The organism is Paraburkholderia fungorum (assembly GCF_046027605.1).
GTDB lineage: Bacteria > Pseudomonadota > Gammaproteobacteria > Burkholderiales > Burkholderiaceae > Paraburkholderia > Paraburkholderia fungorum_F.
This window is the reverse complement of record NZ_JAQQEF010000004.1, coordinates 168,367-194,447: the sequence shown is the minus strand read 5'-3', so window position 1 is coordinate 194,447 and position 26,081 is coordinate 168,367. Positions and strand designations below refer to the sequence as shown.

Here is a 26,081-nt window from a genome sequence, read left to right as displayed (position 1 = left end):
CACCACGGCGGCCGGCAACAAGACCGCCCGAGATGCCGATAACGCCGCGCGACCACGATCGCGCCGTCTTTAATCAAGGAGGAAGACAATGATGCAATTCACTCAACGCGCGCGCGCAATCGCGCTTCGTACCGCCAGACATGCCGCCCTCGCCGGCGTACTGCTCGCCAGCGCCGTCACGGCCATGGCGCAGACCGATTCCCCGGTCGGCACGTGGCAAACCATTGACGATCACACCGGCCAGCCCAAGGCACTCGTGCAGATTGCACAGGACGGCAATGGCTCGCTGAGCGGCAAGGTCATCAAGGGTCTCAATGCGAACGACAAACCGGAGCGCCGCTGCACGGCGTGTACGGACGCGCGCAAGGACCAGCTGATTCTCGGCATGACGATCATCAACGATATGCAAAAGGACGGCGACGCCTGGGATCACGGGCAGATTCTCGACCCGGAAAACGGCAAGCTCTACAAGTGCAAGATGCACCTGGAAGATGGTGGAAACAAGCTGGTGGTGCGCGGCTATATCGGCGTTTCGCTGCTGGGCCGCTCGCAGACCTGGGTTCGTCAGCAATAGTCAGCAATAGTTAGCGGTTTGCGCGAGTCATCCAGGCGCCAACGCGTGGCGCGCAACGGTGGTGTTCCATCAAGGCCGCTACTGCTGCCAGGATGGAACCATAAAAAAACGGCCGACGATCGCTATCGTCTGGCCGTTTTTTGTTTGTGTCTGGCTGGTTGGCGTTGTCATGCAGCGTGTTTGAAGGGCGACGAAAAAGCGAACGGCGAAGACGGTAACGGTTTGGCCGATGCCGGGCTGTACGCCGTGGAAGCAGTGGGCGCCGTGACCGCAACCTTCTCTGCGTCGGCGCTCTTCTGTTGCGCGCTCAGATGCGTACGCATGCGCGATTCCATCATCAGACAGAGTTCCTCGCTCGCCGCACCGAACAGCTGATCCATTACGCGTTTGAGCACGCCGGATTCATACCATGCCTTGAAGCGGCGATGGCAGGTTTGATACGACGGGTATTTGCGCGGCATGGCCGACCAGGTCGCGCCGCTATACATCACCCACAGCACGCCGTTGAGCACCGAGCGCGTATTGGCGAGCGGCCGGCCACGCAGTTCGGAACGGGGACGCAGTTCGGGAAGCAACGGTGCAATGCGTTGCCATTCTTCATCATTGATATCACGGTACGGATTCATGGTTTCTCCTTTGTTAGAACCATGACAAAGAAGATATCCAGTCGTCCGCGCACGGAATATAAGACCAATCCGAATCTTGAAAACACGGCTGCGAACACTGCCGGTTCGGCGAGCGGACCGTGATCTATCGCAAAAGTCTCCGCGCCAGGGTGGCGCGGCGGCCTAGGTCAGCGACGTATCGACGATCCGGCGCGGCGTGTCGAGATATTCTTTCGACTGCATTTCAACGATGCGCGACACCGTACGCGTGAATTCGTTGGCCATCGGACCGTCCACGTAGAGTTGCTCGGGCGGCACGGCAGCCGACATCAGCAGCTTGACCTTGTGGTCGTAGAACACGTCGATCAGCCACGTGAAGCGGCGCGCTTCCGAAGCCATGCGCGCCGACATCTGCGGCACGCCGGACAGAATCACCGCGTGAAAGCGGCTCGCCAGTTCCAGGTAGTCGTTCTGCGAGCGCGGACCGCCGCAGAGCGTCGCGAAATCGAACCACACGACGCCGTCAGCGCGCCGCAGCGCCTTCAGCTCCCGCTTTTCGATGTGCAGGATAGGACTCTCGTCCGGGACCGCCGCAAGGCGTGAAAACGCGTCACGCAAGGCTTTGTCCGAGGCCGCGCCAAGCGGCGTGTGGTACACCTCGACTTGCGCCAGCGTGCGCTGCCGATAGTCGATACCCGCGTCGACGTTGATCACGTCGAGCTTCGTCTTGATGAGTTCGATCGCCGGCAGCATGCGATCGCGATGCAGGCCGTCCGGATACAGCGTGTCCGGATCGTAGTTGGACGTCATCACGAACTGCACGCGATTCTCGAACAGTTTGTCGAGCAGGCGATACAGGATCATTGCGTCGGCGATATCCGAGACGTGGAATTCGTCGAAGCAGATCAGCCGGTAGCGCTTGGCGATACGGCGCGCGAGTTCGTCGAGCGGATCGGCGGTGCCTTTCAGATCTTCCAGTTCGCGATGCACCTCGCGCATGAACTCGTGGAAATGCAGCCGCGTTTTGCGGTGCAGCGGCACGATCATGTAGAAGCTGTCCATCAGGAAGCTCTTGCCCCGCCCTACGCCGCCCCACATGTAGACGCCGCGCGGCAGATCCGGATGGATGAGCAGTTTCTTGAACGCATTCGAGCGGCGCGATTTGTATTCGGTCCACTCTTCATAGCACCGCTGCAGACGGTCGACCGCCGCGCGTTGCGCCGGGTCCGATTGATAACCCCGCGTCTGCAGTTCTTTTTCGTAGTATTCGGTGACGTTCATTGTGTTGCTGCAAAAAGAAAGGCGGGAGGGAGTAAACCCGCCCGCCTTGATGTGATACCAACGTTGCGTTCAGCCAGGCGTGCGCGTGATTACATGTTCAGCGCGCGCTTGTCCACGGCCAGTGCCGCTTCGCGCATGACTTCCGACAGCGACGGGTGCGGATGGCAGATGCGGCCGATGTCTTCCGACGCCGCCTTGAATTCCATCGCCACCACGGCTTCCGCGATCAGGTCCGAGGCGTTCGCCGAGATGATGTGCACGCCCAGCAGTTCGTCGGTCTTCGCGTCGGCGATCATCTTGACGAAACCATCCGCCTTGTTGATGCCCAGCGCGCGGCCGTTCGCCATGAACGGGAACTGACCCGTCTTGACTTCGCGGCCTTCGGCCTTCAGTTGCTGCTCCGTCTTGCCGACCCATGCGATTTCCGGTTCGGTGTAGATCACCCACGGAATGCAGTTGTAGTCGATATGCGGCTTCTGACCGTCGATGATTTCGGCCACCAGCACGCCTTCGTCTTCAGCCTTGTGCGCGAGCATCGGGCCACGCACCACGTCGCCGATCGCGTACACGTTCGGCACAGCCGTTGCGCAGTGGTCGTCGACGTCGATGAAGCCACGTTCGTTCGCATTCAGACCGATCGCTTCGAGACCGAGATTGTCGGTGTTCGGCACCCGGCCGATCGACACGATCAGGCGGTCGGCTTCGAGCGTTTGCGCGTTGCCGTCCTTGTCCGTGTAATTGATCGTGACGCTGTTGTCGGTCGTCTTCACTTCGCCGACCTTCACGCCGACGTGGATGTCGAGGCCCTGCTTCTTGAATTGCTTGGCGGCTTCCTTGGCCAACGCCTGGTCAGCCGCGCCGAGAAATTCCGGCAGCGCTTCGAGCACGGTCACGTCCGCACCCAGACGGCGCCACACCGAGCCCAGTTCCAGGCCGATCACGCCGGCGCCGATCACGGCGAGTTTCTTCGGCACGGCGTCGAACGTGAGCGCGCCTTCGTTGTCGGCAACGATCTTGTTGTCGACCGGAACGTTCGGCAGATGGCGCGCCTTCGAACCCGTTGCAATGATGACGTTCTTCGCCGTCACGACTTCGGTTTCGCCTTCGCCGCTGACTTCGATCTGCACGCCGGCGTCCGTCTTGCCGGTGAACTTGCCATGGCCCTTGAGCCACGTGATCTTGTTCTTGCGGAACAGGAATTCGATACCCTTGGTCATCTTCTCGACGATACCTTCCTTGCGGGCCAGCATCTTCGCGATATCGACCTTCACGTCCGACACGCTGATGCCGTGGTCGGCGAGGTGGTGCGATGCGTTTTCAAATTCTTCCGACGACGCGAGCAGCGCCTTCGACGGAATGCAACCCACGTTCAGGCACGTGCCGCCGAGCTTCAGCGCGCCGGCCGGGTTCTTCCACTTTTCGATACATGCGACGCTCTTGCCGAGTTGCGCTGCGCGGATTGCGGCGATGTAGCCGCCAGGGCCGGCGCCGATCACGACGACGTCAAATTCTTTGGACATGACAATCCCTTTGATGACGGAGCGACGCGCGGCCACGCTTCGTGGCGGGCGTCGCTCCAGTACTGCGGAATGCTAGAGACGTGCTGCTTGCTTGATGCCTGCTTGACGCTTATATGGCGCCGGTTTGCGCGAAGACAAGCCGACGCCGGCCGAACCGGCGCTTACAGGTCGAGCAGCAGACGCGCCGGGTCTTCCAGCGCGTCCTTCATCGCGACCAGCGACAGCACGGCTTCGCGACCGTCGATGATCCGGTGGTCGTACGACAGCGCCAGATAGTTCATCGGACGGATCACGATCTGGCCGTTTTCGACCACAGCGCGTTCCTTGGTGGCGTGCACGCCCAGAATCGCGGATTGCGGCGGGTTGATGATCGGGGTCGACAGCATCGAGCCGAACACACCACCGTTCGAGATCGAGAACGTACCACCCGTCATTTCTTCGATCGACAGCTTGCCGTCCTTGGCCTTCTGGCCGAATTCAGCAATCTTCTTCTCGATTTCAGCGAGGCTCAGCTGATCTGCGTTACGCAGGATCGGCACCACCAGGCCACGCGGCGAACCGACCGCGATACCGATGTCGAAGTAGCCGTGATAGACGATGTCGTTACCGTCGATCGACGCGTTCACCAGCGGGAACTTCTTCAACGCGTGAACCGCCGCCTTCACGAAGAACGACATGAAGCCCAGCTTCACGCCATGTTCCTTTTCGAACTTGTCCTTGTACTTGTTGCGCAGGTCCATCACCGGCGCCATGTTCACTTCGTTGAACGTGGTGAGGATGGCGTTGGTTTGCTGCGACTCCAGCAGACGCTCGGCGATACGCGCGCGCAGACGCGACATCGGCACGCGTTGTTCCGGGCGGTCCTTCAGCCATTGGTCGGCCGATGCCGGCGCCTTGACGTCCGGCAGCGACGGCTTGGCAGCCTTCGGTGCGGCGGCCGGTGCCGGTGCAGCCTTGGCAGCCGGTGCGCCGGCGGTCAGCACGTCGCCCTTGGTGATGCGGCCGTCGCGGCCCGTGCCCGGCACATCGCCTGCGCCCAGACCCTTCTCGGCCATCAGCTTGCCGGCAGCCGGCGAAGCAGCGGTGTTCGCACCCGTTGCGGATGCGGCTTGAGCAGCCGGAGCCGGCGCGGCAGCGGGTGCCGGTGCGGCAACCGGCGCCGGCTTCACTTCAGCTTCGACAGCAGCGGCGCCAGCCTTGCCTTCGGTGTCGATCTTGGCGATCACCTGATCGGCGACGACGGTGTCGCCGTCGTTCGCGATCACTTGTGCGAGCACGCCAGCGGAGGGTGCCGGCACTTCGAGCACGACCTTGTCGGTCTCGATTTCGATGAGAATTTCGTCTTGAGCAACAGCCTCGCCGGGCTTCTTCTTCCACTGCAGCATCGTGGCTTCCGAGACCGACTCGGAAAGCTGGGGAACCTTGACTTCAACAATAGCCATTATGAATATCCTGAATACGTATCGGGTGACGGCGCGATCTAGGTACTCGACGACCGCCTGCGAACCATAACTGCCGCGTACGAACCATCAACGGGTGACTGAGCGCGGCACGGGAAAGCGCAGCGCGCTTTCCCGGTTCGTCTGTTTTCCTTATTTAGCGATCGACGCGCTCTTGAGGCGGCCGAAAGCGCCTTCGATCAGCGCCTTCTGCTGCTCGTAGTGCTTCGCGTAGTAACCCACTGCCGGCGAAGCCGAAGCCGGACGTCCGCTGTATGCCAGCTTCTGCCCTTCCTTCATGCCTTCCTTCAGGTGGTGTTCGATGTAGAACCACGGGCCTTGATTCTGCGGCTCGTCCTGCACCCACACCACTTCGGTCGCGTTGTCGTACTTCTTCATTTCCGCTTCGAACTGCTTGTGCGCGAACGGATAGAGCTGTTCGATACGGATGATCGCGACGTCGTTCGACTTCGATTCACGGCGATGCGCCAGCAGGTCGTAGTACACGCGGCCCGAGCAGGCCACCACGCGCTTGACCTTCTTCGGCTCGATCGCTTCGTCGATTTCGCCGAGGATCGGCTGGAACGCGCCCTTCGCCAGTTCGGACAGATCCGACACGGCTTCCTTGTGACGCAGCAGCGACTTCGGCGTAGCGACGATCAGCGGCTTCCTGAACAGGCGGATCATCTGACGGCGCAACAGATGGAAAATCTGCGCCGGCGTGGTCGGTTGAACGACCTGCATGTTGTGGTCCGCGCACAGTTGCAGGAAACGTTCGATACGTGCCGACGAGTGCTCAGGACCTTGGCCTTCGTAGCCGTGCGGCAGCAGCATCGTGAGACCCGATACGCGGCCCCACTTCACTTCGCCCGACGAGATGAACTGGTCGATCACGACTTGCGCGCCGTTCACGAAGTCGCCGAACTGCGCTTCCCACGCGACGAACGTATTCGGTTCTGCGGTCGAGTAGCCGTATTCGAAGCCCAGCACTGCTTCTTCCGACAGCACCGAGTCGATCACCGTGAATTTCGCCTGACCTTCGGCGATGTTCTGCAGCGGCACGTACGTGCCGTCGTTCCAGCGTTCGCGGTTCTGATCGTGCAGCACCGCGTGACGGTGCGTGAACGTGCCGCGGCCCGAGTCCTGACCGGTCAGGCGCACCGCATAACCGGATGCCACCAGCGACGCGAATGCCAGATGCTCGCCCATACCCCAGTCGAGCTTTGCTTCACCGCGGCCCATCGCGCGACGGTCATTGATGACGCGCTCGACCAGCGGGTGAACCTTGAAGTTTTCCGGGATCGTGGTGACACGCTCGGCGAGGCGCTTCAATTCAGCCAGCGGCACGGCCGTGTCGGCTGCGTCGGTCCACTTGCGGTTCAGGAACGGCACCCAATCCACCGCGTATTTGCTCTTGTAGTTCGAGAGCACCGGGTCGACCGTGTGATGGCCTTCGTCCATCGCCTTGCGGTAGGCCTTGACGAATTCGTCGGCTTCTTCCGCGGTGATCACGCCCTGTTGCACCAGCTTTTCAGCGTACAGCGCGCGCGTGCCCGGATGCTTCGCAATCGTCTTGTACATCAGCGGCTGCGTGACGGCCGGCGTGTCCTGCTCGTTGTGGCCCAGCTTGCGGAAGCAGACGATGTCGACCACGACGTCCTTGTGGAACTGCATCCGGAAGTCGATCGCCAGCTGCGTAGCCAGCACCACTGCTTCAGGATCGTCACCGTTCACGTGCAGCACCGGCGCCTCGATCATCTTGACGACGTCCGAGCAGTACAACGTGGAGCGCGAGTCGCGCGGGTCCGACGTCGTGAAGCCGATCTGGTTGTTGATGACGATGTGCAGCGTGCCGTGCGTGCCGTAACCGCGCGTTTGCGCGAGGTTCAGCGTTTCCATCACGACGCCCTGGCCCGCGAAGGCCGCATCACCGTGGATCTGCACCGGCAGCACTTGCAGGCCGCTGTCGTCGCCGCGACGGTCCATCCGTGCCTTCGCCGAACCTTCGACCACGGGGTTGACGATTTCGAGGTGCGACGGGTTGAACGCGAGCGACAGGTGAACCGGGCCGCCTTCGGTCGAGACGTCCGACGAGAAACCCTTGTGGTACTTCACGTCGCCGGCCGGCAGGTCGTCGACGTGCTTGCCTTCGAATTCGGCAAACAGGTCTGCCGGCATCTTGCCGAGCGTATTGACCAGCACGTTCAGACGGCCACGGTGGGCCATGCCGATGACGATTTCCTGCACGCCGTTGGCGCCGCCATGACGCACGACTTCGTCCATCGACGCGATGAAGCTTTCGCCGCCTTCGAGCGAGAAGCGTTTCTGGCCGACGTACTTGGTGTGCAGGAAGCGCTCGAGGCCTTCAGAGGCCGTCAGGCGATTCAGGATGTGCTTCTTCTTTTCGTTGGAGAAGTTCGGCGTCGAACGAATCGACTCGAGCCTCTCTTTCCACCAGCGCTTCTGTTCCGGATCGCTGATGTACATGTACTCGGCGCCGATCGTGCCGCAGTACGTGTCACGCAGGGCCTTGACGATCTCACGCAGCGACGCGCGCTCGAATCCGAAATACAGATTCGTGGCGCTGAACTCCTGGTCCATGTCGGCTTCGGTGAAGTCGTAGAACGCGGGTTCAAGTTCGGGGATAGCGGGACGTTCGCGGCGCTTCAGGGGATCGAGATTGGCCCATTGCGAGCCGAGGAAGCGATATGCGCCGATGAGGGACTGCACATAGACCTGCTTGCGGGAGGTAGCGAGGTCTTCGCCGCCGGCCGCCGTGCGCGGGATGAAGGCATTCGCCTTGGCCCGTTGTGCAAACGATTCGACGATCGGGCCATGGGCCACGTCGTTGGCATTGCTGCCATCCGATGCAGGGACGTTCTGCAACGCGTCGAAATAGCTGCGCCAGTTCTCGGGCACTGACGCCGGATTGTCGAGATACGCTTCGTACATTTCTTCTACGTACGGAGCATTGCCGCCGAACAGATAAGAGTTCGACTGGAATTGCTTCATCATTTTTACGCTCACCTTTCTTCGAGTTTCTCGAGAAATAGCGGGTTACAGAACCTTCCGCGACACGGCCTGACCGTTTAGCGGATTGCGCGAATCAAGTCTTGCTTGGAAGGACCTAAAACTTTGCACCCGGGGAGCATATCACAGAACGGCTAGTCCAGATAGCAGACGGAATGCCGCTCGAGCCCGTCACATGAGGCTTTCAGCCATATTCTCGGGGCGAGCAATGCTGTTCTGGGCTGTTCTGGGGGAATCAGTCGCGATCGATGCCTATTGAGCAGCTTGCACCGCAGACACTCGTCCGAAGCAATTGACGCTGCGCGCGCATCTGTGTGCGTCCAAATCCAACCAACCGGCAGGCCACACTCGCTTCCGGCTCCATCGTGCCACATGGACGTGTCCTATCTGTTCGCATGCATGGTGAAGGGCATGAAGTCAGAGATGAACAGTCGCAGCGGGTCGGCAAGCGGCGGGATCTTCGACAGAATCAGGAACCACCAGGAGAACCCGACTGCCGCGTTACTAATACCACGTTACTGCCGGATCCCGAATACGACTTTGAATCCGCCGGGCACATCCGGTCAATCTGGAGGCGGCAGGAGCGAGACCCAACGCACGCAGCGTGAGGAGCGCATAACCGCACTTAACGACAATATGGCCAACCCGCCCCGAGCGGGTCTCGCCTACATACGGCTACGCGTTCAGGATAGCGAGGGACATGACAGAGGCGGACACGTCCTTCTCGCACAACGCCTCCCCCTCGACCCACAGGCTGACGGACATGCGGCCCCGGAGCGATATGCCATTTTTGACCCGAATAATGGCGTATTTACGTACGAAAACCTGCATGATATGCAAACGGCCCTGCAAGGCTATATGGATTCGGCATGCAACGAAGACGGATACCTCGCCACGCCGGAGCAACTCACGATGTATCGCCCGCTGACTTCGCAGGAATACAGCGCAGTACCCGTTAGAGGGCAACCGGTGCCCGATATGACTATGCCGCCGCCCGGCCCCACGCCTGCGTGCGAGCCCCCAGAATTGTCACGCCGACCACATCTCGGTCAGGATCGTTCGGATCTGTAATCGCGCCGCGGACAAAGTGGGCCAATGATCCGACGACGGAATCCTGCATTGGCATCGAACCAAAGAAAGAAGCCGTTCCGGGCATGCCCGGAACGGCTTCTTTGTTCATACATGCAGCGTGGATGTCAGGAACCGCGTTCCCTCAACACGCCCGCTCAAGGCATCAGTCCACGGCGCCCTTACGGCTCGCGCTGCGGCGCTCGTGTTCCTTCAGGTAACGCTTGCGCAGACGAATGGATTGCGGCGTGACTTCGACCAGTTCGTCGTCGTCGATGAATTCGACCGCGTATTCCAGCGACATCTGGATCGGCGGCACGAGGCGCACGGCTTCGTCCGTACCCGATGAACGCACGTTGGTCAGCTGCTTGCCCTTGATCGGGTTCACGACCAGGTCGTTGTCGCGGCTGTGAATGCCGATGATCATGCCTTCGTACAGCGGCTCGCCCGGCGACACGAACATACGGCCGCGATCCTGCAGCTTCCACAGGGCGTACGCGACTGCCGCGCCGTCGTCCTGCGAAATCAGCACGCCATTGCGACGCTCACCCACCGCGCCTTCCCTGACCGGCTGGTACGAGTCGAACGTGTGGCTCATCAGGCCCGTGCCGCGCGTGAGCGTGAGGAATTCCGACTGGAAGCCGATCAGGCCCCGCGCCGAAATACGATACTCGAGACGCGTACGGCCACGGCCGTCCGACGCCATGTCGAGCATTTCGCCCTTACGGCGGCCCAACTCTTCCATCACTCCACCCTGGTGGCCGTCTTCCATGTCGACCGTCAGGTTTTCGTACGGCTCGTGCTTCACGCCGTCGACTTCCGTCATCACCACGCGCGGGCGCGACACGGCCAGCTCGTAGCCTTCGCGACGCATGTTTTCCACCAGAATGGTCAGGTGCAGTTCACCGCGGCCCGCCACTTCGAACGTGGTTTCGTCGCCGGTTTCCTTCACGCGCAACGCCACGTTGTGGTTCAGTTCCTTCATCAGGCGGTCACGAATCTGACGGCTCGTGACGAACTTGCCTTCACGGCCGGCCAGCGGCGACGAGTTGACGAGGAAGTTCATCGTCAGCGTGGGTTCGTCGACGGTGATCATCGGCAGCGCTTCCGGCTGTTCCGGTGCGCAGATGGTCACGCCGATACCGATTTCTTCGATACCGTTGATCAGCACGATGTCGCCGGCTTCAGCCGAGTCGACCTGGACGCGCTCGAGACCCTTGAATGACAGCACCTGATTGATCTTGCGGTTCAGGATCGCGCCATCGGGGCCCGAGCGCACGGCGACCGACATGCCCGGCTTGATCGTGCCACGCGTAATGCGGCCGACGCCGATCCGGCCCACATATGACGAATAATCCAGCGACGTGATCTGCAATTGCAGCGGCGCCGACGGATCGGCCGGACGAACCGGAACGTGTTCCAGCACAGCCTCGAACAGCGGGCGCATGTCGCCTTCGCGCACGTCCTGCGTCAGGCCGGCGTAGCCATTCAGGCCCGAGGCGTAGACGATCGGGAAGTCGAGTTGTTCATCCGTTGCGCCCAGCTTGTCGAACAGGTCGAAAGTCTGGTTGATCACCCAGTCGATCCGCGCGCCCGGGCGGTCCACCTTGTTGATCACGACGATCGGCTTCAGACCGAGCGCCAGCGCCTTCTTGGTCACGAAGCGCGTTTGCGGCATCGGGCCTTCGACGGCGTCGACCAGCAGCAGCACCGAGTCGACCATCGACAGCACCCGCTCCACTTCACCGCCGAAGTCGGCGTGGCCCGGGGTGTCGACGATGTTGATGTGGGTGCCTTCGTACTCGACCGCGCAGTTCTTCGAAAGAATCGTGATACCACGTTCCTTTTCGATGTCGTTCGAGTCCATTACGCGCTCGACAACCGCCTGGTTGTCGCGGAAGGTGGCGGTCTGGCGGAGGAGCTGGTCGACGAGCGTGGTCTTGCCGTGGTCGACGTGAGCAATGATGGCGATGTTGCGTAGGGCGCGAGTCATAGGAACCTGGAGACAGTTGAGTGCGCCAGCAGCAGCATTGTGTACGAGCCAACAAAGCCCAAAGCGCACTTTTGGGAACCCAATATTGTAGCACGCCCAAATGAAGCTATCTGGTATTCCCTGATAGACCCACCGTCTTCCCCACCACGACGGGTAGGAAATAAGCTCGCCGCACATCAGCAATCACCTACGCAAAATCGCTCCGATTGTGCCTTGAGCGGGAAAAGTTCCTTGCCTAAGCTGTAATAACGCTTGCCGTGTCAATCACCCGTTGCCTATAATCCTGCCTAGTCAACCATTGCATTCGCACGAGAATCATGACGGAGCCGTCCCAAACACCCGACCCGGCGATCAGCCAGTACCAGCTGGGCGAAAGCGTCGGCTATCTGATCTCGCGGGTGAAATCGACCCTGTCCAATCTCGTTACCCAGCGCAGCATGGCCGAACTTGGCATCACCAGCCAGCAAGGCAGCATCCTGTTCATGGTGGCGAGCGGCAAGTGTCTGCTAGCGGCCGAACTGGCGCGTGAATACGGCATCGACGCAAGCGCTGTCACGCGTCTGGTGGACCGGCTGGAGAAACGCGGCCTGTTGACAAGGGTGCGCAGCAATGAAGACCGGCGGGTCGTGCGGCTTGCGCTGACACCGGAAGGTCATGCGATCGCGGCCAAAATGCCGGCCATTTTCAATGGCGTGCTGGACAGCCTGCTGGGGGGATTTACCCCTGAAGAAGTGGGTTTTCTGAAGAGCATGCTGCGCCGCGTACTCGTCAATTCCGGCGAACAAACGGGACTAACCCGTGATGCAGCAAGCAATTTTGATAGCAAACTGTAATAAATTGCTTGCAGTGTCCATCATTACATTCCACTCAAAGAGTCGAGCGATGAAATCCCTTTCCCTGTCCGCGCCCGCGCTTTCAAGCCGAGCCGCTGTCGCCGCCGCGGTGACGGCGCTCGCCCTCACGGGGTGCGCGAACTACTTCGGCATGAAGAGCGACAAGCAGATCTCGTCGCCGGCTCAGTACGAGGCCACCCAAAGCCTGTCCGGCCAGGGCGGCCAATGGCCGTCGCTCGACTGGGCCAACCAGTTCGGCGACCCGCAACTGCCCAAGCTGATTGCCGAGGCGCTGGAAGGCAGTCCGTCGATCGCGCAGGCGCAGGCGCGCCTCGCCAAAGCATCGTCCTACATCGAGAGTTCGCGCTCGGCGCTGTATCCGAAGGTCAACGGCAGCTACTCATGGAACCGCGAGATCTTCTCGGCCAACTCGATTTACCCACCGCCATTCGGCGGTACCTGGTATAGCGAAAACAATGTGCTCGCGAGCGCGTCGTGGGATCTGGATCTGTGGGGCAAGAACCGCCAGCGCCTGGGCCAGGCGGTGTCGCAGGAAAAAGCCGCTGAAGCCGATGTGCAGCAGGCGCGCGTGACGCTCGCCGCCTCCGTGGCGAGCACCTATAACCAGCTCGCCCAGTTGTATGCATTCCGCGATATCGCCGCGCGCGAGATCGCGAACCGTCAGGACATCGGCCGCATCACCAACGGCCGTGTGACCGCCGGCCTCGACACCAACGTCGAACGGCAAACCGCGAACGGCAACATCGCGACCAGCCAGTCGAACCTGACCGATCTCGACGGCCAGATCACCGTGGTGCGCTATCAGCTGGGCGCGCTGCTTGGCAAGGGTCCGGATCGTGGCCTGCAGATCGCCCAGCCGGTTCTGACCACCGGCGACACGGTAGCGCTGCCGGACAACCTGCCGGCCGACCTCGTGGCACGCCGCGCGGACATCGTTGCCGCACGCTGGCAGGTCGAAGCCGCGATGCACGACGTCAAGGAAGCGAAGGCCGAATTCTTCCCGGACATCAACCTCGCCGCCGGTTTCGGTTTCGACGCGTTCGGCTGGGGCCGTTTCCTGACGTCGGCTAGCCGTCAGATCCAGTTCGGGCCGGCGATTCACCTGCCGATCTTCGACGCCGGTGCGCTGCGCTCGCAGTTGAAGGGCCGCTACGCGGACTTCGACCTCGATGTGGCGAACTACAACCAGACGCTGATCAACGCCCTCTCGGATGTCGCGACGCAAGTGTCGTCGATCAAATCGATCGACCAGCAATCGGGCGACGCCCAGCGCGCGCTCGACGCGTCGACCAAGGCCTATCAGCTGGCAGTGATCCGCTACAAGGCCGGTTTGTCGCCGCAGTTGCAGGTGCTGACCGCCGACCAGAACCGCCTTGCCGCCGAACAGACGGTAACGAGCCTGAAGATGCGCCGCCGCGACATGCAGATCGGTCTCATCAAGGCGCTCGGTGGCGGTTTCGACGCAACGCAGACCGGCCTCGTGGTGCCGACCGATGCCCCGGCAGCGGCCGCGGCGGCATCGGCCAGCGCCGCGACCGCCGCTGCAAACTGAAGCCACCTCGACGCGACCCGCACTCGCATAGACATCCGAATAAACGACGACGCTAGAGAGAAACCGGAGCACATCAATGAGCACCACCCAACAGCCCGCGGCTACTACACAGCCGACTCAGCCGGCACCGCAGCCGACGCAACCGGCACAACCGCCGGCGAACAACAGCAAACGCAAGCTCATGATGACGCTGCTCGTCATCGTGATCCTGATCGCCGCGGTCGCCTACGGCCTTTACTACTTCCTCGACGCACGCTTCCATGAAGACACCGACGACGCGTACGTGAACGGCAATGTCGTCCAGATAACACCGCAAGTCACCGGCACGGTGATCGCCGTGAACGCGGACGACACGCAAACCGTGAAGGCCGGCGACCCGCTCGTCGTGCTCGATCCGGCCGACGCGCGCGTCGCGCTTGAACAAGCCGAAGCGAATCTCGCGCAGACGGTGCGCCAGGTGCGCGGCCTGTTCGCCGACGACAACCAGTATCAGGCGCAAGTCGCCCAGCGTCAGTCCGATCTGTCGCGCGCCCAGGACGATCTGAAGCGCCGCCTGACGGTGGCGCAGACGGGCGCCGTGTCGCTGGAAGAAATCTCGCACGCCCGTGACGCCGTGAAGAGCGCGCAAGCCTCTGTCGACGCCGCCCAGCAACAACTGGCGTCGAACCGTGCGCTGACCGCCAACACCACGATCGCGAATCACCCGAACGTGCAGGCCGCCGCCGCGAAGGTCCGCGACGCGTACCTGAACAACGCGCGGAACAACCTGCCGGCGCCGGTCACGGGCTACGTCGCGAAGCGCTCGGTGCAGGTCGGCCAGCGCGTCTCGCCGGGCACCCCGCTGATGGCGATCGTGCCGCTGGGCGGCGTGTGGGTCGACGCGAACTTCAAGGAAGTGCAGCTGAAACACATGCGCATCGGCCAGCCGGTCGAGTTGACGGCCGACGTGTACGGCTCGTCGGTGGTGTACCACGGCAAGGTGGTCGGCTTCTCGGCGGGTACGGGTTCGGCGTTCTCGCTGCTGCCCGCGCAAAACGCCACCGGCAACTGGATCAAGGTGGTGCAACGTCTGCCGGTACGGATCGCGCTCGACCCGAAGGAACTTGAGCAGCATCCGCTGCGCATCGGCCTGTCGATGCAAGCCGACGTCACCATCAAGGACGACAACGGCGGCCAGCTCGGCCAGGCGCCCAACACGGTCTATCAGACCAATGTGTTCGACAAGTACGGCGACCAGGCCGACGCTGAAATCGCTCGCATTATTTCGGAAAACGCGGGCCCGAACGGCGGCTCGCAGAAGTCGGCCCAGGCCGGCGGTGCGGCCAGGCCTGCTGCAAAAAGCTGATGTAAGCGGCGTGACGATTCACAGAAGGTTTTTTTAATGTCTCAGGCTCAGGCGCAAGTCCCTCATCCGCCGCTCGAGGGCGCGCAACTGGTGATCGGCACCATCGCGGTGTCGCTCGCCGTGTTCATGAATGTGCTCGACACGTCGATTGCCAACGTGTCGATCCCATCCATTTCGGGCGACCTCGGTGTGTCGTCCGACCAGGGCACGTGGGTGATCACATCGTTCGCGGTGGCGAACGCGATCTCCGTACCGTTGACCGGCTGGCTCACCGAGCGTATCGGCCAGGTGCGCCTGTTCATGGCGTCGATCATTCTGTTCGTGATCTCGTCGTGGATGTGCGGCCTCGCGCCCACCCTGCCGTTCCTGCTTGCCTCGCGCGTGCTGCAAGGCGCCGTGGCCGGCCCGATGATTCCGTTGTCGCAAACGCTGCTGCTCGCGAGTTATCCACGCGCCAAGGCGCCGATGGCTTTATCGATGTGGGCGATGACCACACTGATCGCGCCGGTGGCAGGCCCGATTCTCGGCGGCTGGATCTCGGACAACATCTCGTGGCCGTGGATTTTCTACGTCAACATTCCGGTCGGCGCGATCGCCGCCGTGGCAACGTGGACGATCTTCCGCAACCGTGATTCGGTCATCAGGAAGGCGCCGATCGACGGCGTCGGTCTCGGCCTGCTGATCCTCTGGGTCGGCTCGTTGCAGGTGATGCTCGACAAGGGTAAGGATCTCGACTGGTTTTCGTCGACCACGGTCGTGGTGCTGGCGCTGGTCGCGGTAATTTCGCTCGCGTTTTTTATCGTGTGGGAATTGACGGCCGAGCATCCGGTGGTCGATCTGTCGCTCTTCAGCCGGCGCAATTTCACTGGCGGCACGATCGCGCTTTCGATCGGATACGGTCTCTACTTCGGCAATCTCGTGCTGCTGCCGCTGTGGCTGCAAACCGATATCGGTTACACCGCGACGGAAGCCGGCCTGGTGATGGCGCCCGTGGGCCTCTTTGCGGTGCTGCTATCGCCGATCACCGGTAAGGTTTTGCCGCGCACCGATCCGCGCTATATCGCCACCTTGTCGTTCCTCATATTCGCGTTGTGCTTCTGGATGCGCTCGCGTTATACGACCGGCGTCGATACTTATTCGCTGCTGATGCCGACGCTGATTCAAGGCATTGGCATGGCGGGGTTCTTTATTCCGCTGGTGTCGATCACGCTGTCGGGGTTGCCGGGTAACCGGATTCCGGCGGCGTCGGGGCTGTCGAATTTCGTGCGGATCATGTGCGGCGGTATCGGTACGTCGATCTTCCAGACGGCGTGGGATCACCGCACCATCATGCATCACGCGCAATTGGCCGAGCAGGCGAATGCGTACAACCCGGTGTTCGATCAGTCGATCCGGCAAATGGGCGCAGCGGGCTTCAATCAGCCGCAGGCTTATGGCCTCTTCAACACGATGGCCACGCAGCAGGCCGCGCAATTGGGTGTGAACGATCTGTTCTTTGTCTCGGCCGGGATCTTCGTCGCGCTGATTGCGCTGATCTGGATCACCAGGCCGGAACGTGCCGGCGGTGATGCGGGTGCGGCGGCCGCGGCGGCGCATTGAGGTTTTGGTTTTAGTGCGGGACGCGTAGTCCGGCATGCGTAGTCCGCGACTCGCGGCTGTGCGGTTGCATGTGAAAAAGGCGGAGCCGCTGTTAAGCGGTTCCGCCTTTTTTGTTGTTCTGCTGGTGGTTCGTAACGACGCAGAATTTCCGCGCTAACTCGCGGCTGTAACCACAAGCCGTTCCGGCGCCAACACTCCCTCACCTTGCTTCGCGACACCAAGCAGACGTCCGTCCGCTGCATACACACGCACGCGTGGCGCATTCACCGCATCGCCGGCGAGGGTCAACTCGGAAAGCTTCAGACGTTGCCCGTGCAGGAAGCGGCGCGTCGCGTCTTCATCCAGCTCGACGAGCGGAAACGTGGACAGCAATGCATCGACCGGCTGCAACCACGTATCGCGCTCGCTTTCCGTGGCGTCGGACAACGCGTCGAGCGTCACTGAATTCTCCAGCGTCAGCGCGCCGACACCGGTACGCCGCAACGCCACCAGATGCGCGCCGCAACCCAACGCTTCACCAATATCTTCGGCGAGCGTGCGCACGTAGGTGCCTTTGCTGCACGTCACGCGAAACGTTACATCGGGCAATGCACAGGCAAGCAAGTCGAGCGCGTGAATCGTCACCTGACGCCCTTCCCGCTCGACGGTCTGGCCGGCGCGCGCGTATTCGTATAGCGGCTTGCCGTCACGTTTGAGCGCCGAATACATCGGCGGGACCTGAACGATGTCGCCGAGGAAATCCTGCATGGCCGCCTGAACTGCCGCCTGATCGCACGTCACGTCACGTGTGTCGATCGCTTCACCTTCGGCGTCGCCGGTGGCCGTGCGGATGCCGAGGCGCATGGTCGCCTCATAGGTCTTGTCGGCTTCAAGCAGATCTTGCGAAAACTTGGTGGCTTCGCCGAAACACAGCGGCAAAAGACCCGTGGCGAGGGGATCGAGCGTGCCGGTGTGGCCCGCCTTTTTCGCCAGATAGAGACGCTTCGCGCGAATCAGCGCGTCGTTGCTCGACAGGCCGAGCGGCTTGTCGAGCAGCAGCACGCCGTCGAGCGCGCGACGCGGCACGCGGGGGCGTTGAGGTGCGGTCATGTCAGAAAGACAGGGTCTTCGAAGGGTACGGAAACAGCGCTAGCCGCGTGGCAACGGGGCAATTGCGACTGAGACATTGTGGCGAGCAAAGCCGATAGCGGCGCGCTCAGTCTTCTTTCGCGCGATTGGCGTTCGCCTCGTCGATCAGACGGGACATTTCAACGGCGCGTTCGATCGTTTGGTCGTAATGGAAATGCAGCGTCGGCACGGTATGGATGTGCAGTCGCTTGAACAGCTGATTGTGCAGATGGCCGGCCGCGTGCTGCAGCGCTTCGAGCGTCTGTTGCGGGTCGCCGGTCAGCGTCGTGAAGTAGACCTTCGCGTGCGCGTAGTCGGGCGTCAGCTCGACGCTTTGAATCGTGACGAGGCCGATGCGCGGATCCTTGACCTCGCGCAGCAGCTCGGACAGGTCGCGCTGGATCTGATCGGCGATCTGCACGTTGCGATTGGGAGAAGAACGTTTTTTAGGCATGGTGATTGTGTGATCCGTTCAGACGGATGCAAAAAGTGGTTCGCGCGACAGCCGCTGCGCTGGCCATGTGAGCGGCGCGTGAGCAGCATGCAAGCGGCCCGATGGCAACGCTAAACCGCCGCGCGAGCGCCATGCGCGCCAAATGCAACAACGCGCGCTGGCCCAAAAACAACGGGCGGAGCGGGCGTTAAAGCCCGCTCCGCCCGTTTTAGCCGTGCCGCGTGAATTACAGCGAACGCGCGACTTCGGTCACCTCGAAGACTTCGAACTGATCGCCTTCGACGATATCGTTGAAGTTCTTGATCGACATACCGCACTCGAAGCCCTGACGGACTTCCTTGACGTCGTCCTTGAAGCGCTTGAGCGAATCGAGCTCGCCCGTGAAGATGACGACGTTGTTGCGCAGCACGCGCACCGACGACGAGCGCTTGACGAATCCGTCCGTGACCATACAGCCGGCCACCGCGCCGATCTTCGGCACCTTGAAGACCTGACGCACTTCGACCGTACCCGTCACGACTTCGCGCTTCTCCGGTGCCAGCATGCCCGACATCGCGGCCTTCACTTCATCCACTGCGTCATAGATGATGTTGTAGTAGCGAATATCGACGCCGTTGCTTTCCGCCAGCTTGCGAGCCTGTGCATCCGCGCGGGTGTTGAAGCCGATGATGACCGCCTTCGAAGCCGTAGCCAGGTTGACGTCCGACTCGCTGATGCCACCCACGGCGCCGTGCACGATCTGCACGCGGACTTCGTCGGTCGACAGCTTGAGCAGCGACTGCACCAACGCTTCCTGCGAACCTTGCACGTCGGCCTTGACGATGAGCGGCATGTACGCCACTTCGCCTTCGCCCATCTGTTCCAGCATGTTCTCGAGCTTCGCGGCCTGTTGCTTGGCCAGTTTGACGTCGCGGAACTTGCCTTGGCGGAACAGCGCAACTTCACGCGCCTTGCGGTCGTCCGGCATGACGATGACTTCTTCGCCTGCTTGCGGCACTTCCGACAGACCTTGAATCTCAACCGGGATCGACGGGCCTGCCGACTTGGTCGGCTTGCCGGTTTCGTCGAGCATGGCGCGCACGCGACCGTAAGCGCTACCTGCCAGCACCACGTCGCCGCGGTTCAGCGTACCCGACTGGACCAGGATCGTTGCGACCGGACCCTTACCCTTATCGAGCTTCGCTTCGATGACGAGACCCTTGGCCGGTGCTTCGACCGGTGCCTTCAGCTCCAGCACTTCGGCTTGCAGCAGCACGTTTTCCAGCAGCTCGTCGATACCCGCGCCGGTCTTGGCCGACACCGACACGAACGGCGAATCGCCACCGTATTCTTCCGGCACGACGCCTTCCGCGACGAGTTCCTGCTTCACGCGGTCCGGATTCGCATCCGGCTTGTCGATCTTGTTGATCGCGACGACGAGCGGCACGCCGCCTGCCTTCGCGTGGGCAATCGCTTCCTTCGTTTGCGGCATCACGCCGTCGTCGGCTGCGACCACCAGAATCACGATGTCGGTTGCCTTCGCACCGCGAGCACGCATGGCCGTAAATGCTTCGTGACCCGGCGTATCGAGGAACGTAATGACGCCGCGCGGCGTTTCGACGTGATAGGCGCCGATGTGCTGCGTGATCCCGCCCGCTTCGCCCGCTGCCACCTTGGCGCGGCGGATGTAGTCCAGCAGCGACGTCTTGCCGTGGTCGACGTGACCCATGACCGTGACGACCGGCGGACGCGGCAGTGCTTCTGCGTCCGTGATTTCGCCTTCGACCAGCATGGCTTCCGGATCGTCCAGCTTGGCCGCAACCGCGTGGTGGCCCAGTTCCTCGACGATGATCATCGCCGTTTCCTGGTCCAGCATCTGGTTGATCGTGACCATCTGGCCGAGCTTCATCATCGACTTGATGACTTCCGAGGCCTTCACCGCCATCTTGTGCGCCAGATCGGCGACCGTGATGGTTTCCGGCACGTGCACTTCACGCACGATCGGTTCGGTCGGTGCCTGGAACGTGGTGTTCTGATCCTGATGCTTACCGCGACCCTTCGGGCCACCGCGCCAGCCGCGATCGACACCGCCGCTCGTATCGCCACGCGTCTTGATACCGCGGCGCTTCGCTGCGTCGTCCTGCCAGCCGCCCTTGCCGCCGCCCGGCTTCTTCTTGTCGCCAGCCGACGGTGCGGTCGTTGCTGCCGGAGCCGCGGCAGCCGGCTTCTTGGCTGCCGGACGTGCCGGTGCTTCACCCGCCGGACGCGCCGGCTTATGCAGCGTGCCCTTGGCTTCCGCGGCCTTGGCCGGCTCAGCGGGCTTCGGTGCCGGTTCCGGCGCCTTGACCTGCGCCTTGCGCGGCGTGTTCATCATTTCGCGAATCGCACGCGCTTCGGCCTCTGCCGCCGCACGGCGCTTGCTGATTTCTTCCTGCTCGGCGCGCGTTTTCTCGGCGGCCTGACGCGCTGCGTCTTCCGCTTTCTTCGCCGCTTCGCGTTGTGCCGCACGTTCTGCCGCAGCGCGCTCGTCGTCCTGCTCGCTTTCCTTGGCAACCGCCGCAGGCTCCGCCGCCTTGGCCGCGACCGGTTCAGCCTTCGCTGCCGGCTGGGCAGCCTGCGCCGGCTTCGCAGCCTGAGCCTGCTCGCGCGCAGCCGCTTCAGCCGCCGCCCGCTTCTTCGCCGCTTCTTCTTCCGCGCGACGGCGCTCTGCTTCAGCAGCCTGCTCGCGCGCCTGACGTTCGGCTTCTTCGCGTTCGAGCTGCTCCTGACGCGCCTTCAACTCCTGAGCCTGCTTTTCGAGCAGCTCGGCTTCGTGACGCGCTTCCTCTTCACGACGCTGGAGTTCGAGATCGTCGACATCGGCCTCGGCCACATGATTCGATGCATCGCCGCCTTCAGCGGCGGATTCGTCACGGCGGACGAAAGTGCGCTTCTTGCGCACCTCGACCTGAATGGTGCGAGCTTTGCCCGTCGCGTCGGATTGCTTGATCTCCGACGTGTGCCGTTTCGTCAGCGTGATCTTGCGCTTGTCCGCATCAGTCGAGCCGTGAGACTTGCGCAAGTGGTCGAGCAGACGCGCCTTGTCCGTTTCGGACAAGCTGTCGTCTTCGCTCGCTTTAGTGACGCCTGCTGCCTGAAGCTGCTCAAGGAGCACGCCTGCAGGCATTTTCAGTTCCGCGGCAAATTGGGCTACGTTGTTACTCGCCATTCATTCCTCTTAATGCAAGGACCGATTCCTTGCGGTTAGCATCTTGTCATGCGGCCTAACGGCCGCGGTCAATTTAGTGCGCCATGGTCATTTCTCACTGGAACCAGTGTTCACGTGCTTTCATGATCAACGCCTTAGCGGCATCCTCTTCCATTCCGGTCATCTCGACCAGTTCATCCACAGCCAGCTCGGCGAGTTCGTCGCGCGTCTGGATCTGATGTTCGGCAAGCTTGGCGAGCAGGTCGGCATCCATGCCGTCCAGGCTCTTCAGGTCGAGTGCAACATTTTCGACCTTTTCTTCATTCGCGATCGCCTGCGTCAACAACGCATCGCGCGAGCGATTCCGCAGTTCGTGAACGGTGTCTTCGTCGAATGCTTCGATCTCGAGCATCTCGTTGAGCGGCACATAGGCGATCTCTTCGAGGCTCGTAAAACCTTCGTCGATCAGGATGTCGGCCACTTCTTCGTCGACATCGAGACGCGCCATGAACAGGTCACGCAGTACGCCGCGCTCCTGATTCTGCTTTTGCGCAGATTCGTCCGGCGTCATAATGTTGATCTGCCAGCCGGTGAGTTCGCTGGCAAGACGCACGTTCTGGCCGCTGCGGCCGATCGCGACCGCCAGTTCGTTTTCGTCTACGACGACGTCCATCGAATGTTTTTCTTCATCGACGACGATCGACTGGACGGCTGCCGGCGCGAGCGCGCCGATCACAAACTGTGCGGGATCCTCTGACCATAGCACGATGTCGACGTTTTCGCCACCGAGCTCGTTACGCACCGCCTGGACACGCGAACCGCGGATACCGACGCACGTGCCGATCGGATCGATGCGCTTGTCATAAGCGATCACGCCGATCTTGGCGCGCACGCCCGGATCGCGAGCAGCCGCCTTGATTTCCAGCAAGCCCTGTTCGATTTCCGGCACTTCCATTTCGAACAGCTTCATCAGGAATTCGGGCGCCGTACGCGACAGCTCGATCTGCGGACCGCGTGCGGTGCGATCGACCTTCGCGATATAGGCGCGCACGCGGTCGCCCACGCGCAGGTTTTCCTTCGGAATCAACTGGTCGCGGCGCAGCAACGCTTCGACACGACCGGTTTCGACGATGAAGTTGCCCTTATCCAGGCGCTTCACCGAGCCAGTCATGATGTGCTCGCCGCGCTCGAGGAAGTCATTCAGGATCTGTTCACGTTCCGCGTCGCGCACCTTCTGCAGGATGACCTGCTTGGCAGCCTGCGCGCCGATCCGGCCGAATTCGATCGACGGCACCGGTTCTTCGATGAACTCGTCGAGCTGGATTTCCGGCTTCTGTTCGCGCGCTTCGAACAGCAGGATTTCCTGATCCGGCTCTTGCAGGCCGGCTTCGTCCGGCACCACTTTCCAGCGGCGAAACGTTTCGTGCTCGCCGCTTTCACGGTCGATCTGGACGCGAATGTCCGCGTCTTCTTCGAAGAGTTTCTTGGAGGCCGAAGCGAGGGCCGCCTCGAGCGCGGCAAATACCACGTCTTTATCGACGTTCTTCTCGCGTGCCAGCGCATCCACCAGCATCAACACTTCGCGACTCATTGTTTGCGGCTCCTAAAGTCAACTTTCGGAACGAGGCGTGCCTTATCGATATCCGCGACGGTGAAATCGAGCATCGCGGCGCCTTCCTTCCCTTCAAATTCCAGACCGATCGTCTCGCCTTGCGGAGCATGCAGGATGCCCCGGTACGATTTCCGTCCGTCCAATGGCTTTTTCAATGTGATAACCACTTCGCTGCCTGCGAAGCGTTCAAAATCCGCCAGTTTTTTCAGCGGGCGGTCGAGACCCGGCGACGACACTTCAAGCCGCTCGTAATCGATATTTTCGACCGTCAGAACGTGCTGGAGCTGACGCGTGACTTTCTCGCAGTCTTCGATCGCGATGCCGGCTGGCTGGTCGATATAAATACACAGCATGCCGCGCCCGGTGCGCTCGAGATCGACGAGCTCGTATCCGAGTCCCACGACCGTGGTTTCAATCAGTTCCGTCAGTTGCACAGTGCCCTCTAAGATGTTCGCGCGGCGAGACCTGCCGGGTTTGTCTGCAAACACCAATGCGGGCCGCGCGCCAAGCCGGCGCACGTTCGTGCTACCCGAGATGCCGAACCACTGAGAACTGATCGGCAAAAAAAAATGGGCTAAACGCCCATCATCTTATTACCGGTGGTCGCACCTGAGCCGCACATGAAAAAGCCGCACGCCCAGCGACTCCGCGATTGTAGCCATTTTTCGGGACAAACGCAAACCGCAGAACGCCGCGCGAAGCGCATTTCCGCTTGATTTCATGGGAATCTTTCGACGATATGGCGGCGCTCCGGGCCTTTTGCAAGGCGGCTTGAGGCGCCTTGGGTCCGCGCCGGACAAGCGGGGCCGAAAAACGCTGCCCCTACTTACGCGCACGCCGCGGTTTTATGCGTTGCATGAAACCGCGGCGCTTGTCGATCGAGTCTGCCGGTGGCGGGACGCGGATCGTGGAGTAACGATTAGCGCCTCGCCACCACGATGCTTATCTCACTTGCTGCTTAACGGCCACGCGAGCGGCCGCGCGGCGCGCCGCCACCCCGATTGGCACCGCCCGCGTTGGCGTTGCCGCCGCCGGCACGATTGGCGTTACCGCCGCGATTGCCGCCCGGTCCGCGGCTACCGCCGCCATTGCCCGGATTGCCGGCAGGGCCGCCGGGGCGTTTGCCGCCACCAGCCGCACGATTGCCATTGCCCGACGGCGCGCGATTGCCGTCGACGTCACGACCGCCACGCGGGCCAGGCGCACCGCCACCGCCCATCGGACCGCTGAAGCCGCCGGCGCTGCGGCCAGCGCCGCGATTGCCGTAGCCACCGCCGAAGCCGGACCCAGCACTACCGCCCGCACCGCCACCACCCACCGCACCGCGACGGCCTTGACCGCGCGGCGGCTGCTGATCGAAGCGGCCATGCGACATCAGCACCGGTTCGCGGCTGATGAAGCCCATCGACGTTTGCATCGGATCCGGCTGCTTGCGCTCCGGCGCCTCCCTGCGGCTGCCCTTTTCTTCCGACGGCGCCTTCAGGCCGACCGACGCCATCAGCGCGCGCACCTGATTGTCTTCGAGTTCTTCCCAACGGCCGCGCTTCAGACCCTTGGGCAGCGAGATTGGGCCGTGACGCGTGCGAATCAGACGGCTGACCATCAGGCCGGCCGCTTCGAACATGCGGCGCACCTCGCGATTACGCCCTTCGGCGAGCGCGACGTGATACCAATGATTCGTGCCCTCGCCGCCGCCGTCGCGGATGCGCAGGAAATTCGCCGGGCCGTCTTCCAGTTCGACGCCGTGCAACAGCTTCTGACGCATGCCTTCAGCCAGCTCGCCGACCACGCGCACCGCATATTCACGCTCGACGCTGTAACGCGGATGCATGAAACGGTTTGCCAGATCGCCCGAGGTGGTCAGCATCAGCAGACCTTCCGTGTTGAAGTCGAGGCGGCCGACCGCGAGCCACTTGGCGGTTTTCATCGGCGGCAGCTTGTCGAATACCGACGGGCGGCCTTCCGGATCGGCGTGACTGACGATTTCGCCGGTCGGTTTGTGATACAGCAGCACACGCGGCGGCTTATTGGCCAGCTTGCGCTTGACCGGCTTGCCATTGATGCGGACCTGGTCGGTCGGCATGATGCGCTGGCCGATGTGGGCCGGCTCACCGTTCACCGATACGCGACCGGCCACGATCAGTTCTTCCATGTCGCGGCGCGAGCCCATGCCGGCTTCGGCCAACACTTTGTGCAATTTCGGCGCGTCGTCGTCCGCGGCGAGGACACGCTTGGGCGCGGCCGGCTTGCCACGGCGCAGCATTGGGGCACGCACGCCGCCGGTGGTGCTGTTGTCCGCGTCGAAGGCGGGCGAGGTGACATACGAGAACAGGTCGTCCGGGCTCGCCTCGGTTGGGGTCGCCACCACCGGCGCTTCACCGCCCCGGCGATTCTGACGCTGACCGCCCTCGCGCGGTTGACGCTCGCGCGGCGCGGCATCGCGCTGACCTTCGCGAGGCGCGCCTTCCCGTTGACCACCCTCACGCTTCGCGCCGCCCGCATTGCGGCGCGGGCCTTGACCCTTGGCGCCCGCATCCTTGCGCGGCATGCGCACCTGCGCGACCACCTCGCCGTCTGGCGGCGCTTCAGTGACGACCGGCGCAGCTTGCGCGGGCGCGCCTTCGCCGCCCTTCGTCTTCGCTCCGGCGCGGCGCCGCGCGATCAGGCTGCGCGGTCCGCGACGCAGGCCGCGGCGCGGACGGTCTTCGCCGTCTGCTTCCGTGGTCTGCGCCGGGCGTTCGCTCTCGCCTGCCGACGCTTGCGTGGTGCGCGCTTCGTCGGCGCGCGCCGACGGCACGGCGCGCTCGGATTCGGACGAATCGGTGTCGTGGGTATGTGTCAAAACAACCTCAAAATGTCAGGTCGCGCGCGCCCATTGCGGG

At 62.3% G+C, this 26,081-nt stretch carries 18 protein-coding genes; 5 read left to right on the top strand and 13 right to left on the bottom strand.

The window, feature by feature from the left end; genetic code table 11:
* Positions 1–88 precede the first annotated feature (88 nt).
* On the top strand, positions 89–574 hold the full coding sequence (locus PQR53_RS09485) for a DUF2147 domain-containing protein (RefSeq protein WP_408452596.1): 486 nt from the start codon (positions 89–91) through the stop codon (positions 572–574).
* Between the two features lie 167 nt (positions 575–741).
* On the opposite strand, the gene PQR53_RS09480 is transcribed toward PQR53_RS09485, so the two are convergent.
* From PQR53_RS09480 to typA, 7 genes are all read right to left on the bottom strand, one after another.
* Positions 742–1,200, bottom strand: a complete 459-nt coding sequence (locus tag PQR53_RS09480) for a transposase (RefSeq protein WP_408452594.1) — start codon at positions 1,198–1,200, stop codon at positions 742–744.
* 162 nt (positions 1,201–1,362) lie between these two features.
* Positions 1,363–2,460 carry a cell division protein ZapE gene (gene zapE, locus PQR53_RS09475; RefSeq protein ID WP_408452592.1) on the bottom strand — a complete coding sequence of 366 codons (1,098 nt, stop codon included), beginning with the start codon at positions 2,458–2,460 and terminating at the stop codon, positions 1,363–1,365.
* 89 nt (positions 2,461–2,549) lie between these two features.
* Entirely contained in the window at positions 2,550–3,980 is a 1,431-nt protein-coding gene (gene lpdA / locus PQR53_RS09470) for a dihydrolipoyl dehydrogenase (protein WP_408452590.1), read from the bottom strand.
* Positions 3,981–4,141: 161 nt separating this feature from the next.
* Entirely contained in the window at positions 4,142–5,422 is a 1,281-nt protein-coding gene (odhB, locus tag PQR53_RS09465; RefSeq protein WP_408452588.1) for a 2-oxoglutarate dehydrogenase complex dihydrolipoyllysine-residue succinyltransferase, read from the bottom strand.
* A 150-nt stretch (positions 5,423–5,572) separates the two neighbouring features.
* Positions 5,573–8,434, bottom strand: a complete 2,862-nt coding sequence (locus PQR53_RS09460) for a 2-oxoglutarate dehydrogenase E1 component (RefSeq protein ID WP_408452586.1) — start codon at positions 8,432–8,434, stop codon at positions 5,573–5,575.
* A 997-nt stretch (positions 8,435–9,431) separates the two neighbouring features.
* Entirely contained in the window at positions 9,432–9,629 is a 198-nt protein-coding gene (locus PQR53_RS09455; RefSeq protein WP_408452584.1) for a hypothetical protein, read from the bottom strand.
* A 54-nt stretch (positions 9,630–9,683) separates the two neighbouring features.
* Positions 9,684–11,510 (bottom strand): translational GTPase TypA, encoded by a 1,827-nt coding sequence (gene typA, locus PQR53_RS09450; RefSeq protein WP_408452582.1) that lies wholly within the window; start codon positions 11,508–11,510, stop codon positions 9,684–9,686.
* 317 nt (positions 11,511–11,827) lie between these two features.
* On the opposite strand from typA, the gene PQR53_RS09445 reads away from it, so the two are divergent.
* The 4 genes from PQR53_RS09445 (at position 11,828) to PQR53_RS09430 (ending at position 16,860) form a co-directional block, all read left to right on the top strand.
* Positions 11,828–12,343, top strand: coding sequence for a MarR family winged helix-turn-helix transcriptional regulator (locus PQR53_RS09445; protein WP_408452580.1), 516 nt, complete (start codon positions 11,828–11,830; stop codon positions 12,341–12,343).
* A 49-nt stretch (positions 12,344–12,392) separates the two neighbouring features.
* Positions 12,393–13,916, top strand: a complete 1,524-nt coding sequence (locus PQR53_RS09440; RefSeq protein ID WP_408452578.1) for an efflux transporter outer membrane subunit — start codon at positions 12,393–12,395, stop codon at positions 13,914–13,916.
* Between the two features lie 76 nt (positions 13,917–13,992).
* A complete protein-coding gene (locus PQR53_RS09435) occupies positions 13,993–15,261 on the top strand; it encodes an EmrA/EmrK family multidrug efflux transporter periplasmic adaptor subunit (protein ID WP_408452576.1) in 1,269 nt (422 codons plus the stop codon).
* Between the two features lie 36 nt (positions 15,262–15,297).
* Entirely contained in the window at positions 15,298–16,860 is a 1,563-nt protein-coding gene (locus tag PQR53_RS09430; protein ID WP_408452574.1) for a DHA2 family efflux MFS transporter permease subunit, read from the top strand.
* Between the two features lie 153 nt (positions 16,861–17,013).
* Here PQR53_RS09430 and truB read toward each other — a convergent pair whose 3' ends face one another.
* From truB to rluB, 6 genes are all read right to left on the bottom strand, one after another.
* Positions 17,014–17,949, bottom strand: a complete 936-nt coding sequence (truB, locus tag PQR53_RS09425; protein WP_408452572.1) for a tRNA pseudouridine(55) synthase TruB — start codon at positions 17,947–17,949, stop codon at positions 17,014–17,016.
* Between the two features lie 106 nt (positions 17,950–18,055).
* On the bottom strand, positions 18,056–18,421 hold the full coding sequence (rbfA, locus tag PQR53_RS09420) for a 30S ribosome-binding factor RbfA (RefSeq protein WP_028199735.1): 366 nt from the start codon (positions 18,419–18,421) through the stop codon (positions 18,056–18,058).
* 226 nt (positions 18,422–18,647) lie between these two features.
* On the bottom strand, positions 18,648–21,608 hold the full coding sequence (gene infB, locus PQR53_RS09415) for a translation initiation factor IF-2 (RefSeq protein ID WP_408452570.1): 2,961 nt from the start codon (positions 21,606–21,608) through the stop codon (positions 18,648–18,650).
* A 94-nt stretch (positions 21,609–21,702) separates the two neighbouring features.
* The gene (nusA, locus tag PQR53_RS09410; RefSeq protein ID WP_323046785.1) at positions 21,703–23,178 is read right to left on the bottom strand and encodes a transcription termination factor NusA; all 1,476 of its coding nucleotides are present in this window, start codon (positions 23,176–23,178) and stop codon (positions 21,703–21,705) included.
* Complete coding sequence (rimP, locus tag PQR53_RS09405; RefSeq protein WP_028199738.1) at positions 23,175–23,633, bottom strand: ribosome maturation factor RimP; 459 nt, start codon at positions 23,631–23,633, stop codon at positions 23,175–23,177. The genes nusA and rimP overlap by 4 nt, the downstream gene beginning before the upstream one ends.
* A 524-nt stretch (positions 23,634–24,157) precedes the next feature.
* Positions 24,158–26,041 (bottom strand): 23S rRNA pseudouridine(2605) synthase RluB, encoded by a 1,884-nt coding sequence (rluB, locus tag PQR53_RS09400; RefSeq protein ID WP_408452568.1) that lies wholly within the window; start codon positions 26,039–26,041, stop codon positions 24,158–24,160.
* Positions 26,042–26,081 lie beyond the last annotated feature (40 nt).

Bases quoted from the DNA above. Each gene is read 5' to 3' on its own strand.
- PQR53_RS09485 (WP_408452596.1), top strand. From the start codon at position 89: ATGATGCAATTCACTCAACGCGCGCGCGCAATCGCGCTTCGTACCGCC.
- PQR53_RS09480 (WP_408452594.1), bottom strand. From the start codon at position 1,200: ATGAATCCGTACCGTGATATCAATGATGAAGAATGGCAACGCATTGCA.
- zapE (WP_408452592.1), bottom strand. From the start codon at position 2,460: ATGAACGTCACCGAATACTACGAAAAAGAACTGCAGACGCGGGGTTAT.
- lpdA (WP_408452590.1), bottom strand. From the start codon at position 3,980: ATGTCCAAAGAATTTGACGTCGTCGTGATCGGCGCCGGCCCTGGCGGC.
- odhB (WP_408452588.1), bottom strand. From the start codon at position 5,422: ATGGCTATTGTTGAAGTCAAGGTTCCCCAGCTTTCCGAGTCGGTCTCG.
- PQR53_RS09460 (WP_408452586.1), bottom strand. From the start codon at position 8,434: ATGATGAAGCAATTCCAGTCGAACTCTTATCTGTTCGGCGGCAATGCT.
- PQR53_RS09455 (WP_408452584.1), bottom strand. From the start codon at position 9,629: ATGAACAAAGAAGCCGTTCCGGGCATGCCCGGAACGGCTTCTTTCTTT.
- typA (WP_408452582.1), bottom strand. From the start codon at position 11,510: ATGACTCGCGCCCTACGCAACATCGCCATCATTGCTCACGTCGACCAC.
- PQR53_RS09445 (WP_408452580.1), top strand. From the start codon at position 11,828: ATGACGGAGCCGTCCCAAACACCCGACCCGGCGATCAGCCAGTACCAG.
- PQR53_RS09440 (WP_408452578.1), top strand. From the start codon at position 12,393: ATGAAATCCCTTTCCCTGTCCGCGCCCGCGCTTTCAAGCCGAGCCGCT.
- PQR53_RS09435 (WP_408452576.1), top strand. From the start codon at position 13,993: ATGAGCACCACCCAACAGCCCGCGGCTACTACACAGCCGACTCAGCCG.
- PQR53_RS09430 (WP_408452574.1), top strand. From the start codon at position 15,298: ATGTCTCAGGCTCAGGCGCAAGTCCCTCATCCGCCGCTCGAGGGCGCG.
- truB (WP_408452572.1), bottom strand. From the start codon at position 17,949: ATGACCGCACCTCAACGCCCCCGCGTGCCGCGTCGCGCGCTCGACGGC.
- rbfA (WP_028199735.1), bottom strand. From the start codon at position 18,421: ATGCCTAAAAAACGTTCTTCTCCCAATCGCAACGTGCAGATCGCCGAT.
- infB (WP_408452570.1), bottom strand. From the start codon at position 21,608: ATGGCGAGTAACAACGTAGCCCAATTTGCCGCGGAACTGAAAATGCCT.
- nusA (WP_323046785.1), bottom strand. From the start codon at position 23,178: ATGAGTCGCGAAGTGTTGATGCTGGTGGATGCGCTGGCACGCGAGAAG.